The organism is Rhodobium gokarnense, from assembly GCF_025961475.1.
GTDB classification, from domain to species: Bacteria; Pseudomonadota; Alphaproteobacteria; order Rhizobiales; family Rhodobiaceae; genus Rhodobium; species Rhodobium gokarnense.
The window spans coordinates 38,725-54,935 of the sequence record NZ_JAOQNS010000012.1 but is presented as its reverse complement, the minus strand read 5'-3'; the positions used below and the strand labels follow the sequence as shown (position 1 = coordinate 54,935).

The 16,211-nt window shown below is 66.1% G+C and carries 14 protein-coding genes; 6 read left to right on the top strand and 8 right to left on the bottom strand.

From position 1 onward, the window contains the following. Positions 1 to 33 precede the first annotated feature (33 nt). The 5 genes from M2319_RS18505 to M2319_RS18485 form a co-directional block, all read right to left on the bottom strand. Positions 34 to 432, bottom strand: coding sequence for a hypothetical protein (locus M2319_RS18505; protein ID WP_264602949.1), 399 nt, complete (start codon positions 430 to 432; stop codon positions 34 to 36). A gap of 215 nt (positions 433 to 647) precedes the next feature. Continuing rightward, the gene (locus M2319_RS18500; RefSeq protein ID WP_264602948.1) at positions 648 to 896 is read right to left on the bottom strand and encodes a hypothetical protein; all 249 of its coding nucleotides are present in this window, start codon (positions 894 to 896) and stop codon (positions 648 to 650) included. Between the two features lie 91 nt (positions 897 to 987). Further along, positions 988 to 1,500, bottom strand: a complete 513-nt coding sequence (locus M2319_RS18495; protein WP_319801798.1) for an MgtC/SapB family protein — start codon at positions 1,498 to 1,500, stop codon at positions 988 to 990. Between the two features lie 24 nt (positions 1,501 to 1,524). Beyond that, positions 1,525 to 1,983, bottom strand: a complete 459-nt coding sequence (locus tag M2319_RS18490) for a DUF305 domain-containing protein (protein ID WP_264602947.1) — start codon at positions 1,981 to 1,983, stop codon at positions 1,525 to 1,527. 181 nt (positions 1,984 to 2,164) lie between these two features. Then, the gene (locus M2319_RS18485) at positions 2,165 to 2,425 is read right to left on the bottom strand and encodes a hypothetical protein (protein WP_264602946.1); all 261 of its coding nucleotides are present in this window, start codon (positions 2,423 to 2,425) and stop codon (positions 2,165 to 2,167) included. 153 nt (positions 2,426 to 2,578) lie between these two features. Here M2319_RS18485 and M2319_RS18480 point away from each other — a divergent pair, with 153 nt between their 5' ends. The 3 genes from M2319_RS18480 (at position 2,579) to M2319_RS18470 (ending at position 6,229) form a co-directional block, all read left to right on the top strand. Then, complete coding sequence (locus M2319_RS18480; protein WP_264602945.1) at positions 2,579 to 3,412, top strand: SDR family oxidoreductase; 834 nt, start codon at positions 2,579 to 2,581, stop codon at positions 3,410 to 3,412. A 175-nt stretch (positions 3,413 to 3,587) separates the two neighbouring features. Further along, positions 3,588 to 5,753, top strand: coding sequence for a malate synthase G (locus M2319_RS18475; protein ID WP_264602944.1), 2,166 nt, complete (start codon positions 3,588 to 3,590; stop codon positions 5,751 to 5,753). Positions 5,754 to 5,809: 56 nt separating this feature from the next. Beyond that, positions 5,810 to 6,229 carry a GlcG/HbpS family heme-binding protein gene (locus M2319_RS18470; protein WP_264602943.1) on the top strand — a complete coding sequence of 140 codons (420 nt, stop codon included), beginning with the start codon at positions 5,810 to 5,812 and terminating at the stop codon, positions 6,227 to 6,229. Positions 6,230 to 6,697: 468 nt separating this feature from the next. Here the strand turns inward: M2319_RS18470 and M2319_RS18465 are convergent, their stop codons facing one another. Continuing rightward, positions 6,698 to 7,681: a 2-hydroxyacid dehydrogenase gene (locus M2319_RS18465; protein WP_264602942.1), complete on the bottom strand. Its 984-nt coding sequence runs from the start codon at positions 7,679 to 7,681 to the stop codon at positions 6,698 to 6,700. A gap of 621 nt (positions 7,682 to 8,302) precedes the next feature. On the opposite strand from M2319_RS18465, the gene M2319_RS18460 reads away from it, so the two are divergent. The 3 genes from M2319_RS18460 (at position 8,303) to M2319_RS18450 (ending at position 12,626) form a co-directional block, all read left to right on the top strand. Continuing rightward, the gene (locus M2319_RS18460; RefSeq protein WP_264602941.1) at positions 8,303 to 9,571 is read left to right on the top strand and encodes a porin; all 1,269 of its coding nucleotides are present in this window, start codon (positions 8,303 to 8,305) and stop codon (positions 9,569 to 9,571) included. 296 nt (positions 9,572 to 9,867) lie between these two features. Next, positions 9,868 to 11,667: an OmpA family protein gene (locus M2319_RS18455; RefSeq protein WP_264602940.1), complete on the top strand. Its 1,800-nt coding sequence runs from the start codon at positions 9,868 to 9,870 to the stop codon at positions 11,665 to 11,667. A gap of 128 nt (positions 11,668 to 11,795) precedes the next feature. Further along, positions 11,796 to 12,626 (top strand): hypothetical protein, encoded by an 831-nt coding sequence (locus M2319_RS18450; protein ID WP_264602939.1) that lies wholly within the window; start codon positions 11,796 to 11,798, stop codon positions 12,624 to 12,626. Between the two features lie 36 nt (positions 12,627 to 12,662). On the opposite strand, the gene M2319_RS18445 is transcribed toward M2319_RS18450, so the two are convergent. Both M2319_RS18445 and M2319_RS18440 read right to left on the bottom strand, forming a co-directional pair. Continuing rightward, entirely contained in the window at positions 12,663 to 13,646 is a 984-nt protein-coding gene (locus tag M2319_RS18445) for an alpha/beta fold hydrolase (protein WP_264602938.1), read from the bottom strand. A gap of 47 nt (positions 13,647 to 13,693) precedes the next feature. Beyond that, a complete protein-coding gene (locus M2319_RS18440; RefSeq protein ID WP_264602937.1) occupies positions 13,694 to 15,934 on the bottom strand; it encodes a transglycosylase SLT domain-containing protein in 2,241 nt (746 codons plus the stop codon). Positions 15,935 to 16,211 lie beyond the last annotated feature (277 nt).

The following is a 16,211-nucleotide window of genomic DNA, read 5'->3' as shown; positions in this document are numbered from 1 at the left end:
GTCGGTCGTTCGGAAAATATGTCGGAAAGCGCGTCAGAGCGTGGTCTCGGCCGGCGGCCGGTAGGGCCTGCGCAGAAGCGCCGGGATCGTCAGCAGCACAAGGATGAGGAGGACGGTCGGCGCGACGATGCGCGGGACCTGCGCCCACCAGTCGGTGCCGACCTCCCAGAACGCCCACAGCACCGTGCCGCACCAGACGGCGGCATAGATCCACACGCCCGTGATCGACAGGCGGAACAGGAAAAACGCGGAGAGGAGAAGGCCGACGCCGGCGACGAGGTAGTACCAGGAGCCGCCGAGGCTGGCGAGCCAGATGCCGCCGACGAGAAGGATCGCGCCGCAAACGGCAAGGACGGCGCCGAGGACGATGGTCGCCCATTTCGCCGCCGCGGACGGCTTTCGATAGACGTGGATGTGGGGGTCGTGGGTCATGGGGCTCTCCCGCCTTTGATTATTGGGAGGAGCGCTCTGGCGGAGTCAGTTGGTCGACCGGGCAACAGCGCTCTTGCGAGGGCCAACGCGCCGGATCGGGCAATGTTCCTGAAGAAAATGTGAATTGTCTGTAACGTTTGACCGTCCCCAAAGGCAGCGGGCCGGCGCTCGAAACGGCGCCGGCCCGGCTCAAGTCGTCAGGCTCTCGTCTGCGATCAGCTATCGGTTTCGCTCTTGCGGTTTCCTTTGCCGAGGTCGCGGCGGGCACGCGTTTCCTTGTCCAGCTTCTCGAAGGATTCGATGACGCCGTCGGTCTCCGTCTTCACGTCGGGCTGGCTGTGGCGCTGGTTGCGCACGCTTTCCTGGTCGTTGCCCTGGAGCCGGTTGTTGCCCATGCGCTCGTTTGCGAGATCGGCTTCGCTGATCGTCTCGGTCCGGTCGGACTTTTTGGCCTGTTCGCCCATGTGAACCTCCTCCTGGTTGCCCGGCCGCATGTCGTGCCGGCTTCAGGGGAAAACGAGCCGCCGCGGAAATCGTTCCTCGGGAGGGGGAGTGCTATTCCTCGGTCTTCCTGGAGCGCCGGCCCTTGAACTTCAGCCGGACTTCGAGCCGGCGCAAAAGCACGACGACGATTGCCCCGGCAATACAGGCAAGGAACGCCAGCGCGAAAAGGCCGAGCCCTGAGGCAAGCCCGATACACGCCGCCAGCCACATCCCGGCGCCGGTCGTCACGCCGTGCACCTCGCCCTTGTGGAAGATGATGAAGCCGGCGGCGAGGAACGCGACGCCGGAGGTGATCGCTTCGACGAGGCGCAGCGGATCGGCGCGCATGTTGTCGCCGGAAAACAGTGGCAACTGCACGATCTCGATCGTGATCATCGCGAAGGTGGCGCTGGCGATCGCCACCAGGATGTGGGTCCGGAGCCCGGCCGGCCGGTCGCGCCATTCGCGCTCGAACCCGATGACGGCCGCAAGGGCCGCCGCGACGACGAGCCGGACCACCATTTCGACCGGCGGAATGGCGGACGCAAAGCCGTCGCTCAATATTGTCTGGACTGTATCGATCACCTGGCGCGCTCCGCCGTTGGGACGTCAGCGGCTTTCTTTGCTTTCCAGATCTGCGATCAGCGCCTTCATTTCGGCGATCTCGCGCCGCTGGGTCGCAATGATGCCGTCGGCGAGCTCGCGCACCCGCGGATCGGATATGTTCGCCCGCTCACTCGTCAATATGGCGATGGAGTGGTGCGGAATCATCGCCTTCATCCAGCTGACATCGGCAACGGTGTCCTGGCTTCGCACCAGATAGAGCGCGCCGGCAAAAACAACGATCGCCGCGACGACGATGCCGATATTGATGCCCGTGCTCGGATACATGCCGCGCATGAAGCCGAGCATGACGATGGCCATGGCCGCCCCCATCACCAGCGCCATATAGGCCCGCGTTTCGCTCCAGAACACGTGGTCGAGGGCGTAGGTGTTGAGATACATGAGCACCAGCATGACCGCTGTCGACGTGGCGATCATGGCGGCAAAACGCAGATATTTGGTCATGTCGGGTGTTCCTGGGCGGTAAGGGGCTGTGGCGAGAAGAGGCGTTGTCGTGGAGACGAAAAGCCCGCCCGCCGGGTGAAGCCATGGACGGGCGGGCCGCTGCGATGACGAACCGGCGGCACCGGAAGTCTTTCGGTACCGCTCAGGGCCTATCCGCCGGGCGCAGTGTTGTTGCGTAGTGTCAGCGGGCGCCGCGATGGGCATGCATGTGCTCGCCCGAGCCGTGGTCGCGGTCCTCGTCCCGGTCGGACTGCAGATAGGGGGCGATGCGCCAGGCGAGGGCGGGTGTTGCGGCGATCGCCACGATGATTCCGATCGGCAACAGATAAGCGGCAAAGACCTCCAGCGCCGGAACGCTGTAGAGAAGGCCGATGGCGATCCCGACCAACACCGCATTCACGACCAGCGCCAGTGCGAGCGTCAGATAGGTGTGGGGTCTCATCTCGGAGTCCTTTCGTCTTCCGGCTGTCTCCCGGGACCAACGCAACAAAGTTAATGCCGGTTCCGCCGATTACCGGAACAAATCCCCGGTAATGGCCGTTTGCCCCTGAAATATCTGGCAAATACCGCCATGAAAAAGGGAGGGAAAAACACCATGGGAACGGCGCAGGCCCGCCAGCCCGGCTACGAATATGTGATGGATCCGCTGCCCGACTACCGGCCCCGCTACGCCGGGGCGGGACGGCTGAAGAACAAGGTGGCGCTGGTCACCGGCGGCGATTCCGGCATCGGCCGCGCGGTCGCCGTGCTCTTTGCCCGAGAAGGCGCAAGGCTCGCGCTCTCCTACAAGGACGAGCGGCGCGACGCGGAGGAAACGCGCAAGCTGGTCGAGAAGGAGGGATCGACGGCGATCCTCCTTCGCGGCGATATCGGCGACAAGACGTGCTGCGAGAGGATCGTAGAGGAGACCGTGGAGGCGTATGACCGCCTCGACGTGGTCATCGGCAACGCGGCAGAGCAGCATGCTCGCGAGAATGTGGAGGATATCTCCGAGGAGCAACTGCGCAGGACCTTCGACACCAACATCTTCGGCAATGTCTTCCTCGTCCAGGCGGCGCTGCCGCATCTGAAAGAGGGATCGTCGATCATCCTGACGACGTCCGTCACCGCCTATCGCGGCCAGGATGTCCTTCTCGACTACGCCTCGACCAAGGGAGCGATCCTCTCGCTGGTGCGGGGGCTGGCGTCGAAGCTCGCCGACAAGGGCATCCGCGTGAACGGCGTTGCGCCGGGGCCGATCTGGACGCCGCTGATCCCGGCCTCCTTCCCGCCGGAAAAGGTGGAGACCTTCGGCACCAACACGCCGCTCGGCCGCCCCGGCCAGCCGAACGAGGTGGCGCCGTCATATCTCTTTCTCGCCTGCGAGGACGGCAGCTACATGAGCGGCCAGGTGCTGCATCCGAACGGTGGCGAGGCGGTTTCCAGCTAGCCATGGCGGCATTGCAAACGACGGTCTGAAACGGCGAGGGCGGCATCCGGCGGGTGCCGCCGCAACGCATTCAGGTTTGACAATCCGGCAAAAATCATTGAACCAGCGGAGATGCGCAGTTTCCCGTAAGCAGGGGAGATCGCCGCGCGTCATGATGAGAAGCGGGACGGACAGAATGAGCGAACGGATCGATATCGGCGGCCTCCACGTGGCGCCGGAGCTGCACGCCTTTATCGAGAACGAGGCCCTGCCGGGAACGGGCGTTGCGCCGGAAAAATTCTGGCAGGGACTGGTCGGCCTCATCCGCGACTTCGCCCCGAAGAACCGCGAGCTCCTTCAGGTTCGCGAGCGCCTGCAGGCCGAGATCGACGCATGGCACGTCGCGCGCCGCGGCAAGGAGCACGACGCGGCGGCGTACAAGACCTTCCTGGAAGAGATCGGCTACCTGAAGCCGGAGGGCGCGCCGTTTTCCGTCGAGACAAGGAACACCGACAGCGAGATCGCCGACGTCGCCGGCCCGCAGCTCGTCGTGCCGGTGATGAACGCCCGTTATGCGCTGAACGCCGCCAATTCCCGCTGGGGCAGCCTCTACGACGCGCTCTACGGCACCGACGCCATCCCCGGCGAGATCGGATCCGGCTACGATCCCGAGCGCGGCGCCAACGTCATCGCATGGGCAAAGAGCTTTTTGGACGACGCCGCGCCGCTCGCGGGCGGATCGCATGCGGACGCCACCGGCTACCGGGTCGAAAACGGCGCCCTCGTCGTCTCCATGCCGGAGGGTGAGACCGGCTTGAAAGAGCCGGAAAAATTCGCAGGCCACCGGGGCGATGCAGCGTCTCCCGACGCGATTCTTCTGAAGAACAACGGCCTTCACATCGAGATTTCCATCGACCGCGGCCATCCGATCGGCAAGGACGATCCGGCCGGCGTTGCCGACATCGTCCTGGAGGCAGCGCTCTCCACCATCATGGACTGCGAGGATTCCGTCGCCGCCGTCGATGCCGAGGACAAGGTCGTCGCCTACCGCAACTGGCTCGGCTTGATGCGCGGCGACCTCACCGACACTTTTGAGAAGGGCGGCAAGACCGTCGAGCGCAAGCTCAATCCCGACCGCACCTATGTGGCGCCGGACGGCAGCGAATTGCGCCTGCAGGGCCGCAGCCTGATGCTGGTGCGCAATGTCGGGCACCTGATGACGACGCCGGCCGTCGTCGATGCGGATGGCAACGAAGTCCCAGAAGGCCTTCTCGACGGCTTGATGACGACGCTGATAGCCCTGCACGACCTGAAGAAGGCGCCGGACGCGGCCATGCGCAATTCGCGCCGCGGCTCGGTCTATATCGTCAAGCCGAAGATGCACGGCGCCGACGAGGTGGGGTTTGCCTGCGCGTGCTTCTCGCGCATCGAGGAGGTCCTCGGCCTTCCCGCCAACACCATCAAGGTCGGCATCATGGACGAGGAACGGCGCACGACCGTCAACCTGATGGAATGCATCCGCGCGGCCAAGGACCGGGTGTTCTTCATCAATACCGGCTTCCTCGACCGCACCGGCGACGAGATGCACACATCGATGGAAGCCGGCCCCATGATCCGCAAGGGCGAGATGAAGGCCTCGACCTGGATTTCCGCCTATGAGGACTGGAACGTCGACGTCGGCCTCGCCTGCGGCCTGCGCGGCAAGGCCCAGATCGGCAAGGGCATGTGGGCAATGCCGGATCTGATGGCGGCGATGCTGGAGCAGAAAATCGGCCACCCGAAGGCCGGCGCCAACACCGCCTGGGTGCCGTCGCCGACGGCCGCCACCCTGCACGCCACCCACTATCACCGCATCGACGTCGCCGCCCGCCAGGAGGAGATCGCGACGGGCGGGCGCCGCGCTGGCCTCGACCAGCTCCTCACCGTCCCGCTCGCCGACCGGCCGAACTGGTCCGACGAGGAGATTAAGGCCGAGCTCGACAACAACGCCCAGGGCATTCTCGGCTATGTGGTGCGCTGGATCGACCAGGGCGTCGGCTGCTCCAAGGTGCCGGACATCCACGATGTCGGCCTGATGGAGGACCGCGCCACCCTGCGCATCTCCAGCCAGCACATGGCCAACTGGCTGCACCACGGTGTGGTCGGCGAAGACAAGGTCAAGGAGACGATGCAGCGGATGGCCGAGGTCGTCGACCGCCAGAACGCCGGCGATCCGGCCTATGAGAATATGGCGCCGGGCTTCGACGGCGTCGCGTTCAAGGCCGCCTGCGACCTCGTCTTCAAGGGCCGGGAACAGCCCTCCGGCTATACCGAGCCGATTCTCCACGCCCGCCGCCGCGAAAAGAAGGCGGAAAAGGGCTGAGTCGACCGAACGTCACTGAACATCCGGGCAGCGATCCGGGGAGGGGAGCAAGAAACATGCAGACCATCAAAAGGCTGTCGCACGCCGAGGCCCGGATCCTGATCGCCGGCGCCCGCGACAAGGCCATGCAGATCGGCGTGCCGATGTGCATTTCCATCGTCGACGAGAGCGGCAACCTGATCGCCTTTGAGCGCATGGACGGCGGCAAGGTCCATTCCATCCAGCTTTCCATGGACAAGGCCTTCACGGCCGCTTCCGCCCGAAAGGCGACCCACGAATACAACGCCGCCTGCACGCCGGGCAGCCTCGTCTTCGGCATCCATACCGCGCTCGGCGGCCGCATTTCCGTGGTCGGCGGCGGATTTCCGGTGGTCGTCGACGGCGAAGTGGTCGGCGGCATCGGCCTCTCCTCCGGCACGCCGCAGCAAGACATGGAATGCGCCGAGGCGGGCCTGGCGGCGTTCGCGTCGGCTTAGGGCCTATCAGGTAAGGGCAGATCCAGATCAGAGAATCCCGTCATCGCGAGGAGGCCGCAAGGCCGACGCGGCGATCCAGGAGCCGTTGGCTAAGGAGCGTGCGGCGCCTGGATTGCCGCGCTCGCTTCGCTCACTCGCAATGACAGCAGAGGTCTTTTTCTGCCTTTGCCACAACTTCTCCCCGTCATCCCGGCCGCAGCGAAGCGGAGAGCCGGGACCCATTGTCCGTCTCCGCCCTGTAGCCCGCTACGGTTCTTGAACTGACCGAAAACCACGCCAGGACTTTCTTCCGACAACCGAAGACATACCGTGTCGACAGGGGCAATAGGCCCCGGGTCAAGCCCGGGGTGACGGCTGAGTGGCAGGCGCGAATTCCGGCCGGCCACTTTGCTCGATCCACCCCGAGGATCGCCGCGCTCGCTCAGCCCGCGCGCGATGACGACGCTGCACCATCGCGACGCGCTGCCGTCAAGCCACCCGATCCGGCGGCGTCTTGCCGGCAAAGAACGCATCGAGATTGTCGACGGCGCGAAAGCCCATGGCGTCGCGGGTCTCCACCGTGGCGCTGCCGAGATGGGGCAGGAGGAAGGCGTTCTCCAACTCCCGGTAGCCGGGATGGATGTCCGGCTCATTGTTGAAGACGTCGAGCCCGGCGGCGGCCAGCTTGCCGGATTTCAGCGCCGCGATCAGCGCCTCGTCGTCGACGACGCCGCCGCGCGCGGTGTTGACGACGATCGCCCCGTCCGGCAGCAGCGCCAGCCGTTCCGCATTGAGGAGGCCCGTCGTCTCCGCGGTCAGCGGGCAGTGGATCGAGAGCACGTCGCAAAGCGGCAGCATCTCTTCCAGGCTCTCGTGAAAGACGGCATCGCCGGCAAGGTCCGCATCGAGCGGGCGGCGATTGTGATAGTGGATCTCCATGTCGAAGCCGCGCGCGCGCCGCGCGGTGATCTGGCCGATCCGGCCCATGCCGACGAGACCGAGCCGCTTGCCGGTGATTTCCGTGCCGAGGTGAAAGGTCGGGCTCCAGCTATTCCAGCGGCCGGACCGCACGAGGCGCTCGCCTTCTCCGGCCCGCCGCGCCGCGCCGAGCATCAGGAGAATCGCTATTTCCGCCGTGGCGTCGGACAGGACGTCGGGCGTATTGGTGACGATGAGGCCGCGCTTTTTCGCGGCGGCAAGGTCGACATGGTCGACGCCGACGGAAAAGCACGCGACCATCTTCACCCGCTCCGGCAGCGCCGCGATCACCTCCGCCGTCATCTTTTCCGTCGGACAGATAAGGAGCGCGTCGGCCGCTTCGGCGCGCCGCAGCAGTTCCTCGCGCGACAGCACGACGTCCTCCTCGTTGAGGTCTGCCGAATAATCCCTGGCAAGCCGCGCCCGGACATTGTCCGGCAGCCTTCGGGTCGCGAGAACGGATGGCAATTGGGATTCGGGCGCGCTGGACAGCATGGTCGACCTCTTTTTCCGAACGGGATGATGGGCGCTCCGGGAGCGCCGCGTGCATCTTGACCGAGCCCGGCGCGGAAATCGATCCCTGGCGGGCCGCGGCCGCAGGTCCCCGCCCGATTCCCGCACCGGGACCGTCTGCGGCCCTGATTCCGTCTCCCGGCAAGCCCGATTCCTTAACGCCCGGCAACGCGCCCCGGTCGCCCATGTTGCGATTCGGCAACAGCAACCCTTTCCGGCGTGGCCCGGCCCGAATTTTCCGCCCCTCGGGTGTTCGTCCCGTTAGGATTTTGTTAGGAATTCGAGGTCCTGAGGTATTGAAATTCCGGGCTTTTTCGCCGGAACAGGGTAAAAGCCTACGCATAAAGACGTAGGCCGGTCCGCACCTCGTGACATTCCTGCAACATAGGGGTCCAAAAGCCGAAAACCGGCCCTGTTGTATGTTGATCGGAAAGAACGTTCAGATATGTTGACCCTGCGACTGACGCGAATGAGCGTTGGGTGCCGTTACGCTTATAAGCCGAACAGGTGGACCGCGGGCGGCAGTTTCGCGGGGAATAGGGACAGGTTTCGGTCGACAGACATCAACCTCTTCCTGGTAACTTTGACTTTGGAGGTCAGGAAATGAAAATCAAAAGCCTTCTCCTCGGTGCTGCGGGCGCGCTCGCCATCACTGGGGCCCAGGCGGCAGATCTTCCGGTCGCCCCGGAACCGGTCGACTACGTTCGTGTCTGCGACGCGTTCGGCACCGGTTTCTTCTACATCCCGGGCACCGAGACCTGCTTGCGCGTCGGCGGTCGTATCCGCGCCGACTACTATGTGTGGGGCACCGATGTGACCTACGATCGTTCCGCCAACGCCCTCGGCGTTTTCGGTTCGGCTCGTGGCCGCAACAACAACTACAGCTCCACCCGCGCTCGCGCCTATCTGCGTCTGGATAGCCGCACCAACACCGAGTTCGGCCTGCTGCGCACCTACGCCCAGGTTTACTGGACCGCTGACTCCTACGGTGGCACCAACACCACCATGGATTACGGCTTCATCCAGTGGGGCGGCCTGACGGCTGGTCGTACCGACAGCTTCTTCCAGTTCTACACTGGCGCCACCTACGAGAAGCTCGACAACTCCTTCCAGGATTCCGACACCAACGTCCTGGCCTATACCGCTGCCTTCGGCAACGGCTTCTCGGCCTCGATCTCGGTTGAAGACGGCACCTACTCCCGTCGCGGCGTCCTCAACGGTCGTTGGTCGCGTTTCGTGTCCGCCACCGGCGCTATCCCGGCTGGTGTTCCGATGGACGCCTACGGCGGTCATTGGTGGCCGGATCTCGTCGCCAACCTGAACGTCAGCCAGGGCTGGGGTTCGGCTCAGGTGATGGCCGCTCTGCACGACGTGCGTGACGGCATCGGTGGTCGTGACGACTCCGAGCTCGGCTGGGCAGTCGGCGCCGGCGTGATCTTCAACCTGCCGATGATTGCGGCTGGTGACACGATCGCCCTGCAGGCCGCCTACGCTGACGGTGCCACCTCCTACGTCGCTCCGTCGACCAACGGCTGGCGCACCGCTTACGACGCAGCCCGTCGCCTCGGCGGTACCTTCGTCACCACGCAGGCTTGGTCCATCGGTGGTGGTATCACCCACTACTGGATGCCGAACCTGTCGTCCGGCCTGACCGTCACCTACGCTGACTTCGATCAGTGGGATGGCATCTGCGTCGCTCCGCGTCGTGGCTGCGGTGACTTCCAGGAATGGGACATCCAGGGCAACCTCGTCTGGTCGCCGGCTTCCGGTTTCGAAATCGGCGTCGAAGTTGACTACGAGTACGTTGAGCCGGATGTTGGCGACGAGCATGATGACGTCGTCGGCCTGCTGCGCTTCCAGCGCACCTTCTAATCAGACGATCATCTGATCGTTGGGAACCCGGTGGAGCGATCCACCGGGTTCTTTTTTTGCCCGGATGGCTGTCCGTCCTCTGCCTGGGGCCTCCGGCGCGGCGATTTGCAGGCTTTTTCAAGGCCTGCCTTCCTTGCCCGCTCTTTCCCGAGTCACTAGTGTGAGTTCCCGCGAATGGCGGTTTTCCGGCCCCGGCCGGGGGAATGCGGTGGCAACGCCGGCGCATCCACAGCACGGCTCGGTGAGGCACCCGGCAGGGGCGATCGCGCCGGGGCAAAGAGGAGCGTGAAGACGGAATGGCGAACCCGTGGAAACGCGCCCTTGTCGGGATCGGCGCGGCGGCCCTCCTGACGGCATTGGGCGACCTGGTCCTGCTCGGGGATGTCGAACAGGATCTGACCGCACGGGCCAAAAGCGCGCTGATGCAGGACGGCCAGGCCTGGGCCGACGTCTCCCTGTCCGGCCGCGACGCGACCCTGACCGGCACGGCGCCCAGCAAGGAAGCGCTGCTGCTCGCCCTGAAATCGGTCGACCGGGTCTGGGGCGTGCGCATCGCCATCGACAAGACCGACATTCTTCCCGGCCAGTCGCCCTATCCCCTGACCTTGACCCGCAAGGAGGACGCGCTGTCCGTTTCGGGCTACGTTCCGCGCCGCGGCGCCAGGGACGGCATCCTGGAGGACGTGCGCAAGATATTTTCCGACGAGAAGCTCACCTACGACCTGCCGCTGGCGAGCGGCGCGCCGCCGGGGCTCGACAATGCCGCCCGCTTCGGGCTCGACCTTCTGAAGGACATGACGGCGGGTGAGGTGGCGATCCGCGATCGCGCGATCGCCGTGTCGGGGACGGCGGCAACGGCGGGAACCTACGAACGGCTCCTGCGCACGCTGAAGACCGAACTGCCGCTGGGCTACACCCTGGAGACGACCGACGTTGCGGCGCCGCCTGCCAAACCCTATGTCTGGTCGGCGGAAAAGTCCGGCGACGCGATCGTTCTGAAGGGCTATGTCGGCTCTAACGAAGAGCGCCAAGCCCTTGCAAAGAAAGCGGAAAGCACGCTTCGGGGCGCCAGCTTGGACGACACGACGACCTATGCATCGGGGCCCCCGAAGGGTTTTGACGCGTTCGTCGCCTTCGCGCTCGACCGGCTGTCGGTGCTGGATCACGGATCGGTGTCGCTGACGGACGCAGCGCTCGCCATCACGGGCGAAGCAAAGACGATCCCCGAGCATGAGGCTCTCTTGGAAGCCCTGAAGTCGGACCTGCCGGACGGCCTGACGCTCGGCAAAGTCGATTTGTTGCGGCCGCTGCCGCCTCTGCCGGAAAGCGATGCCGATCTTGCCGAGGTGCCGCCGGCGACATGGATCGCGCGGCGCACGAAGGACAATCTTATCCTCGCCGGTGCGATCCCCGATGCGGCAACCAAGGAGGCATTGGACGACCTGGTGTCGGAGCGCTTCGGCGCCGTGCCGGTGATCGACCGCCAGCGCCCGGCCGAAGGCATGCCGGAGCGATTCCTCGATGCGGTCCGCGCCGGCCTTGCGGCCCTTGCCCGGCTCGGCGAGGGCCAGATCGAGATTCGCACGGACGAATTGACGCTGTCCGGCGCCGCCTACCACGCGGCGGCGGCAGAAAGCATCCGCGACCGGGTTCTGGCCGATCTTCCGGCTGGTTTTTCGGGAAATTTCAATGGCTTGCGCATTCGCGAGCCGGGCGCGCCGGTTTCCGCCTCAAGGTGTCAGCAGCTCTTTTCCAGCATCCTGAGGGGCAACCGCATCCGTTTCGAGACCGGCAGCACGCGAATAGACCGTGACAGCTTCGGCATCCTCGACCATCTTGTTTTCGTTGCCCAGCGCTGCCCGCAGAGCCGGGTCGTCATTGAAGGCCACACCGATTCCGACGGCAGCGAGGCGGACAATTTGCGTTTGTCCGATTGGCGCGCGGCTGCCGTCGTCGAGTATCTCGTTCGTGCCGGCGTCGAGGCCGGCCGTCTGGACGCCGTCGGCTTCGGGGAGGACCGTCCGGTCGCCTCGAACGACACGGAAGAGGGCAAGGCGCTTAACCGCCGCATCGAGTTTCGCATCGTTCCGGAATAGGGGGGAGGCCCATGTGGTATATGATCACCCATCACTGGTTGTTGTTGTTCTTCGCACTTGTCGTCGGCACCGGGATCGGCTGGTGGCTCTGCCGCCCGCAGAGCGATAGCTGAGCGAGGGAGGCAAGCATGACCTGGTACAATGTCCAGCTGTTTTTCCTGATGCTGGTTGCCGTCTTCATCGGCCTGTTCATCGGCTGCCGCCTGCGCGCCTGGTGGGAACCGCAAGACGCGGAAAGGCGCAACGTCTTCAAGGGGCTCTCGAACGCCTTCTCCGGTGGCGCCGCCAAGCTCAGCAGCGGCGCCGACGCAGTGAAGGACAAGGCGGCGGACGCCAAGGCCGATGCGGCAAAGGCAAAGGCCGCCGCCGAGGCCAAGGCGAAATCGGAGGCCAAAAAGGCGTCCGATGCCGCCAAGAAGGCGAAGGACGAGGCTGCCGCGAAGGCCAAGGCCGCCGCGGATGCGGCCAAGAAGAAGGCCGCGGACGCCAAGGACAAGGCGGCCGACGCGGCCAAATCGGCAACGGCCAAGGTCAAGGACGAGGCGAAAGCGGTCGCCAAATCCGCCACGACCAAGGTCAAGGACCTGACCGACGAAGAGGCGGCCGAGCGGCTTGCGGCCCTGCCGGAAGATGCCACCCCTGAACAGAAGGCCGACGCCGTTGGCGCCCGCCCGGCCGGGCTGGTCTCTCCGGACGCCGGCGGTGCCGACGACCTGAAGCGGATCCGCGGCATCGGCAAGGTCAACGAGAAGAAGCTCAACGACCTCGGCATCTACCATTTCCGCCAGGTCGCCGCGTGGACCGGGCCGGAGACGCGCTGGGTCGGAACCTTCCTCGCCTTTGCCGGGCGCATCGAGCGCGAAGACTGGATCGGCCAGGCCAAGGTGCTGGCGGAAGGCGGCGACACCGACTTCTCAAAGCGGGTCGACGACGGCGACGTGCCGACCAGCAAGGGCTGATCGGCGACCGGCAAAGAAAAAGTCCCCGCTGGTGCCTCAGGGCGCCGGCGGGACCGCCGTGTCGGGGGCTTTCGCGTCGCATTCCCTCAGGAACGCGGCGATCGGCGCGATCACCGCGTCTTCCCACAACACCGGCGCATGGCCCTGCCGCGGCACCGTGACGACCCGAAGATCGCTGCGCCGGGCCGCCATTTCCGCGACCGTCTCGGCCGAGAGAATATCGGAGAGCGCGCCGCGGAGGGCCATCAGCGGGACCCCGGCGAGCGCATCGAAGAACTCCCAGGCGTCGGGCTGCGGCTTGTCGAAGGAGATATCGGCGAAGGTCGCGCCGAGCTGAGGATCGAAGCCGAAAGCCGGCCTGCCGTCGACGTCGGCATAGATCTGCAGGGCGAAGCGCATCCAGTCCTCGTCGCCGAAGTCGGGAAAGAAAGCCTCGAGCTGGCGCTTCTGGCCGGCGGCCGCGGCCTCCCAGGTCGACGGCACCCAGGGCGAGACGATGTAATCCGATATCCGTTTGAGGCCCGCCGTTTCGATCACCGGCCCGACATCGTTGAGGATGAGACCGGCGACACGGGCCGGATGGCCGAGCGCGATCAGCGTTCCGACGAGCCCGCCGCGCGAGGTGCCGAGGATGACGGCGCGTTCGATGCCGAGGCTGTCGAGCCCCTTGATGACGTCCTCGGCCTCCACGGGCGGAGCGTAGTTGCGGGCATCGGCATCGGAGGCGGAGACGCCCCTGCCGCGCAGATCCAGCGTGACGACCCGGCGGGCCCCGGCGTCGCGGGCCGACAGCGCCCGGGCGAGAACATGGAAATCCTTGGAATTGCGGGTCAGGCCCGGCAGGCAGAGGAGGGGGAGGGCGTCGTCATCCGCCGTGCCTTGCGCCGGCCGGTAGTCGCGGCCGCCGAGCGCGAGACCGTCGGCGCTCTCGTAGCGGACCGGCGTCCAGCCGGTCTCCAGGTCCTGGCGCAGGCGCTCCAGAAGCGCTTTCCGGTCGTCATCCCGATCCCTGGCAGTCACCGTTTCCCCCGTCGTCGGCGTTTTCCCCGCGCGGGCCACGGTCGTTGTCAGCCGCCGCGCCGCAAATCCTTTTCGATCTGCAGGCCGGAGCCGTTCAGCCTTGTGCGATACACCTGCAGGTTTTCGGTAATACGTTGAACATAGTTCCGCGTTTCCGTAAACGGGATCCGCTCGATCCAGTCGATCGCGTCGACCTTGCTGGAGCGTGGGTCGCCGAACCGGCTGACCCATTCGTCGACGCGCCGGCTGCCGGCGTTGTAGCCGGCAAAGGTCATGATGTACGAGCCGTCGAACCGGCCGACCAGTTCGCCGAGATGGGCCGCGCCGAGGGTCGCGTTGTAGGCCGCATCCTGCGTCAGCCGGCTCTTGGAATAGGGCAGGCCGTTGCGCCGCGCCGTCGCCTTGGCGGTCGAGGGCAGGAGCTGCAACAGCCCGCGCGCGCCGGCATGGCTGACGGCGCCCGGATCGAACGCGCTTTCCTGGCGCGCGACCGCATAGACGAGCGGCTTTTCAACGCCTCTGGTGATCTTGGTCTTGGCCGGGATCGCCTTCATCGGGAAGGCGATGGCGGCGGCCTCGGGCCAGCGATTGGCGGCCTCCTTGCCGACGATGAGGGCGTAGCGGTGCTTGCCGTAGTCCTCGGCAAGGTCGGTCAGCAGCGCTGCCTGTGCCGCATTCGGCAGGGTCCTGGAAAGATGCATGAAGAGCGGCAGCGTCAGGTCGACATGGCCGGCATCGGCCATCGCCTTGATCGCGCGAACCAGTTCGTTGCGGGAAAACGCCGTGCGGTCGTCCGCGCTCGCCGCCGGCGGATGGCCGAGGCCGAGCGACGACTTGCCGAGCCGCGCCCGGGCAAGCTGGCCGTAAAAGGCCGAGGGGTAGGCGGCCGCGCGCTCGAACGCCGTCTTGGCCGCGTCCTTGTTGCCGAGGTCTTCCTCGGCCCGGCCGAGCCAGTAATAGCCGCGCGAGCGGGTGATCGGCGTCTCGCCGATCTCCAGGATCTTCTTGAAATGCGGACGGGCAAGGCCCGGCTTCTTCAGGAACCGCAGCGCATACCAGCCGGCATGGAACTCCGCCTCGGCGCGCTTTGCCGGGCTTTCCGCGCTGTGCCGGGCTGCCACCTTGTAGGCAAGGTCCGGCTTGCCGAGCTCCAGCAGCTTGCGCGAGACGATCTTGCGCTCCACCCACCAGGCGTCCGGATCGATCAGTGCCTGCGGGTCGCGGGGGGCGCCGGCCAGCAGCGTGCCCGCCTCGGTCCAATGGTCTTTCCGGCGCAGATACTGGGCCCTGGCATAGAGATAGCTCGGATCGCGCTGCAGGCTCTTCGGCACTTTCTTCAGCAGCGTTCCGGCATTGCGCTGGCGCCGAATGACGGCGCCGCGCGCCTTGACGAGGGCGCGCTCCGAACTGCTGAGGTGGCCGGCCAGCCGTTCCGCCTCGGTGACCCGGTCGTGGTAGAGCATGGCGTCGGCCCGCGCCTTGTGGTCGGCACGGTTGAGGAGCCGGCCAAACTCGCGAAGGATCGTCGCCTGCTGCTTTTTCGACATCCGCTTGCGCCGCCAGACATCGCGGATCAGCCGGCGGGCATCGTCGCGGCGGCCGAGCTCGCGGTGGGCACGGGCAAGCGCAATGGTGCCGTCGGTGGAAACCGGCCAGGCGCGCCCGAAGACGCCGATCACCTTCGCCGGAGCCGGGTTCTCGCGAAGGAGCGCCGCCTCGGCACGGATCTTCAGGAGCCGGCTGTCCGGCCAGCCGGGCGCGCTCGCCGCGAACCGGGTGATGAACGCGCTCGGCACCTCGCGGCCGCCGGAGCGGGCGATCTGCCATTCCAGGATTTTGCGATTAAGGGAATTGCGGCCCATGCCGTTGTGGATGGCGATGGCGGTGCCGACGCGGCCCTTGCGCAGGGCGGCAAGGCCGTCCTTCAGCGAGCCCTTGGCCGCAGCGACCCGGTCGGCCGCGTTCTGGCCGACGGTCGCGGCGAGCGGCAGGGCGGTTTCCGTTGCCGGCGGCGGGGCGGGCGCCGGAGAGTGGGAGATCGCCGGCGGCGTCGGCTTCGGCTGCGGCACCGGCGCCTTGAGGGGCACGGTGTCGGCGATCGTCGCTGCGATCGGATCGCGCGCGGGCTTGGGACGCGGCACGGAGATGCGGATCAGCGACGCGGCGCCGGGCGGGGCGATCTCGACCTTCGGAAACGTTCCGGCGCGCACCGTCGCGCCGAGCGGCAAGGCGACGAGCCCTGCCAGCAAGAGCACTGCGACTGCACGGCGATGCCGACCGGCTGTCATCGACGTTGCGTTCCCCATTCCGAAAATGCCCGTACCGCCCAACGGCAAAACGCGGCCGGGAACGGATGCGTTCCGGTCGCGCGAGGCCTGTGTGAAACGAAAGAATCCTGCAGCAACAGGATGAACGAAGAATTGCGGCATTAGTTTGAATCGCGCCCGGGCACGGACGGCGTGAATAAAGGGCATGCGATGACTACCGCTTGCCGCCGCCCGGCTTGCGGTCTATGGTCCGCGGCGTTTGGAAAAGGTCCGCGCGCTGCCGTTTTGCGCCGGCCGC

Bases quoted from the DNA above. Each gene is read 5' to 3' on its own strand.
- M2319_RS18505 (WP_264602949.1), bottom strand. From the start codon at position 432: ATGACCCACGACCCCCACATCCACGTCTATCGAAAGCCGTCCGCGGCG.
- M2319_RS18500 (WP_264602948.1), bottom strand. From the start codon at position 896: ATGGGCGAACAGGCCAAAAAGTCCGACCGGACCGAGACGATCAGCGAA.
- M2319_RS18490 (WP_264602947.1), bottom strand. From the start codon at position 1,983: ATGACCAAATATCTGCGTTTTGCCGCCATGATCGCCACGTCGACAGCG.
- M2319_RS18485 (WP_264602946.1), bottom strand. From the start codon at position 2,425: ATGAGACCCCACACCTATCTGACGCTCGCACTGGCGCTGGTCGTGAAT.
- M2319_RS18480 (WP_264602945.1), top strand. From the start codon at position 2,579: ATGGGAACGGCGCAGGCCCGCCAGCCCGGCTACGAATATGTGATGGAT.
- M2319_RS18475 (WP_264602944.1), top strand. From the start codon at position 3,588: ATGAGCGAACGGATCGATATCGGCGGCCTCCACGTGGCGCCGGAGCTG.
- M2319_RS18470 (WP_264602943.1), top strand. From the start codon at position 5,810: ATGCAGACCATCAAAAGGCTGTCGCACGCCGAGGCCCGGATCCTGATC.
- M2319_RS18465 (WP_264602942.1), bottom strand. From the start codon at position 7,681: ATGCTGTCCAGCGCGCCCGAATCCCAATTGCCATCCGTTCTCGCGACC.
- M2319_RS18460 (WP_264602941.1), top strand. From the start codon at position 8,303: ATGAAAATCAAAAGCCTTCTCCTCGGTGCTGCGGGCGCGCTCGCCATC.
- M2319_RS18455 (WP_264602940.1), top strand. From the start codon at position 9,868: ATGGCGAACCCGTGGAAACGCGCCCTTGTCGGGATCGGCGCGGCGGCC.
- M2319_RS18450 (WP_264602939.1), top strand. From the start codon at position 11,796: ATGACCTGGTACAATGTCCAGCTGTTTTTCCTGATGCTGGTTGCCGTC.
- M2319_RS18440 (WP_264602937.1), bottom strand. From the start codon at position 15,934: ATGACAGCCGGTCGGCATCGCCGTGCAGTCGCAGTGCTCTTGCTGGCA.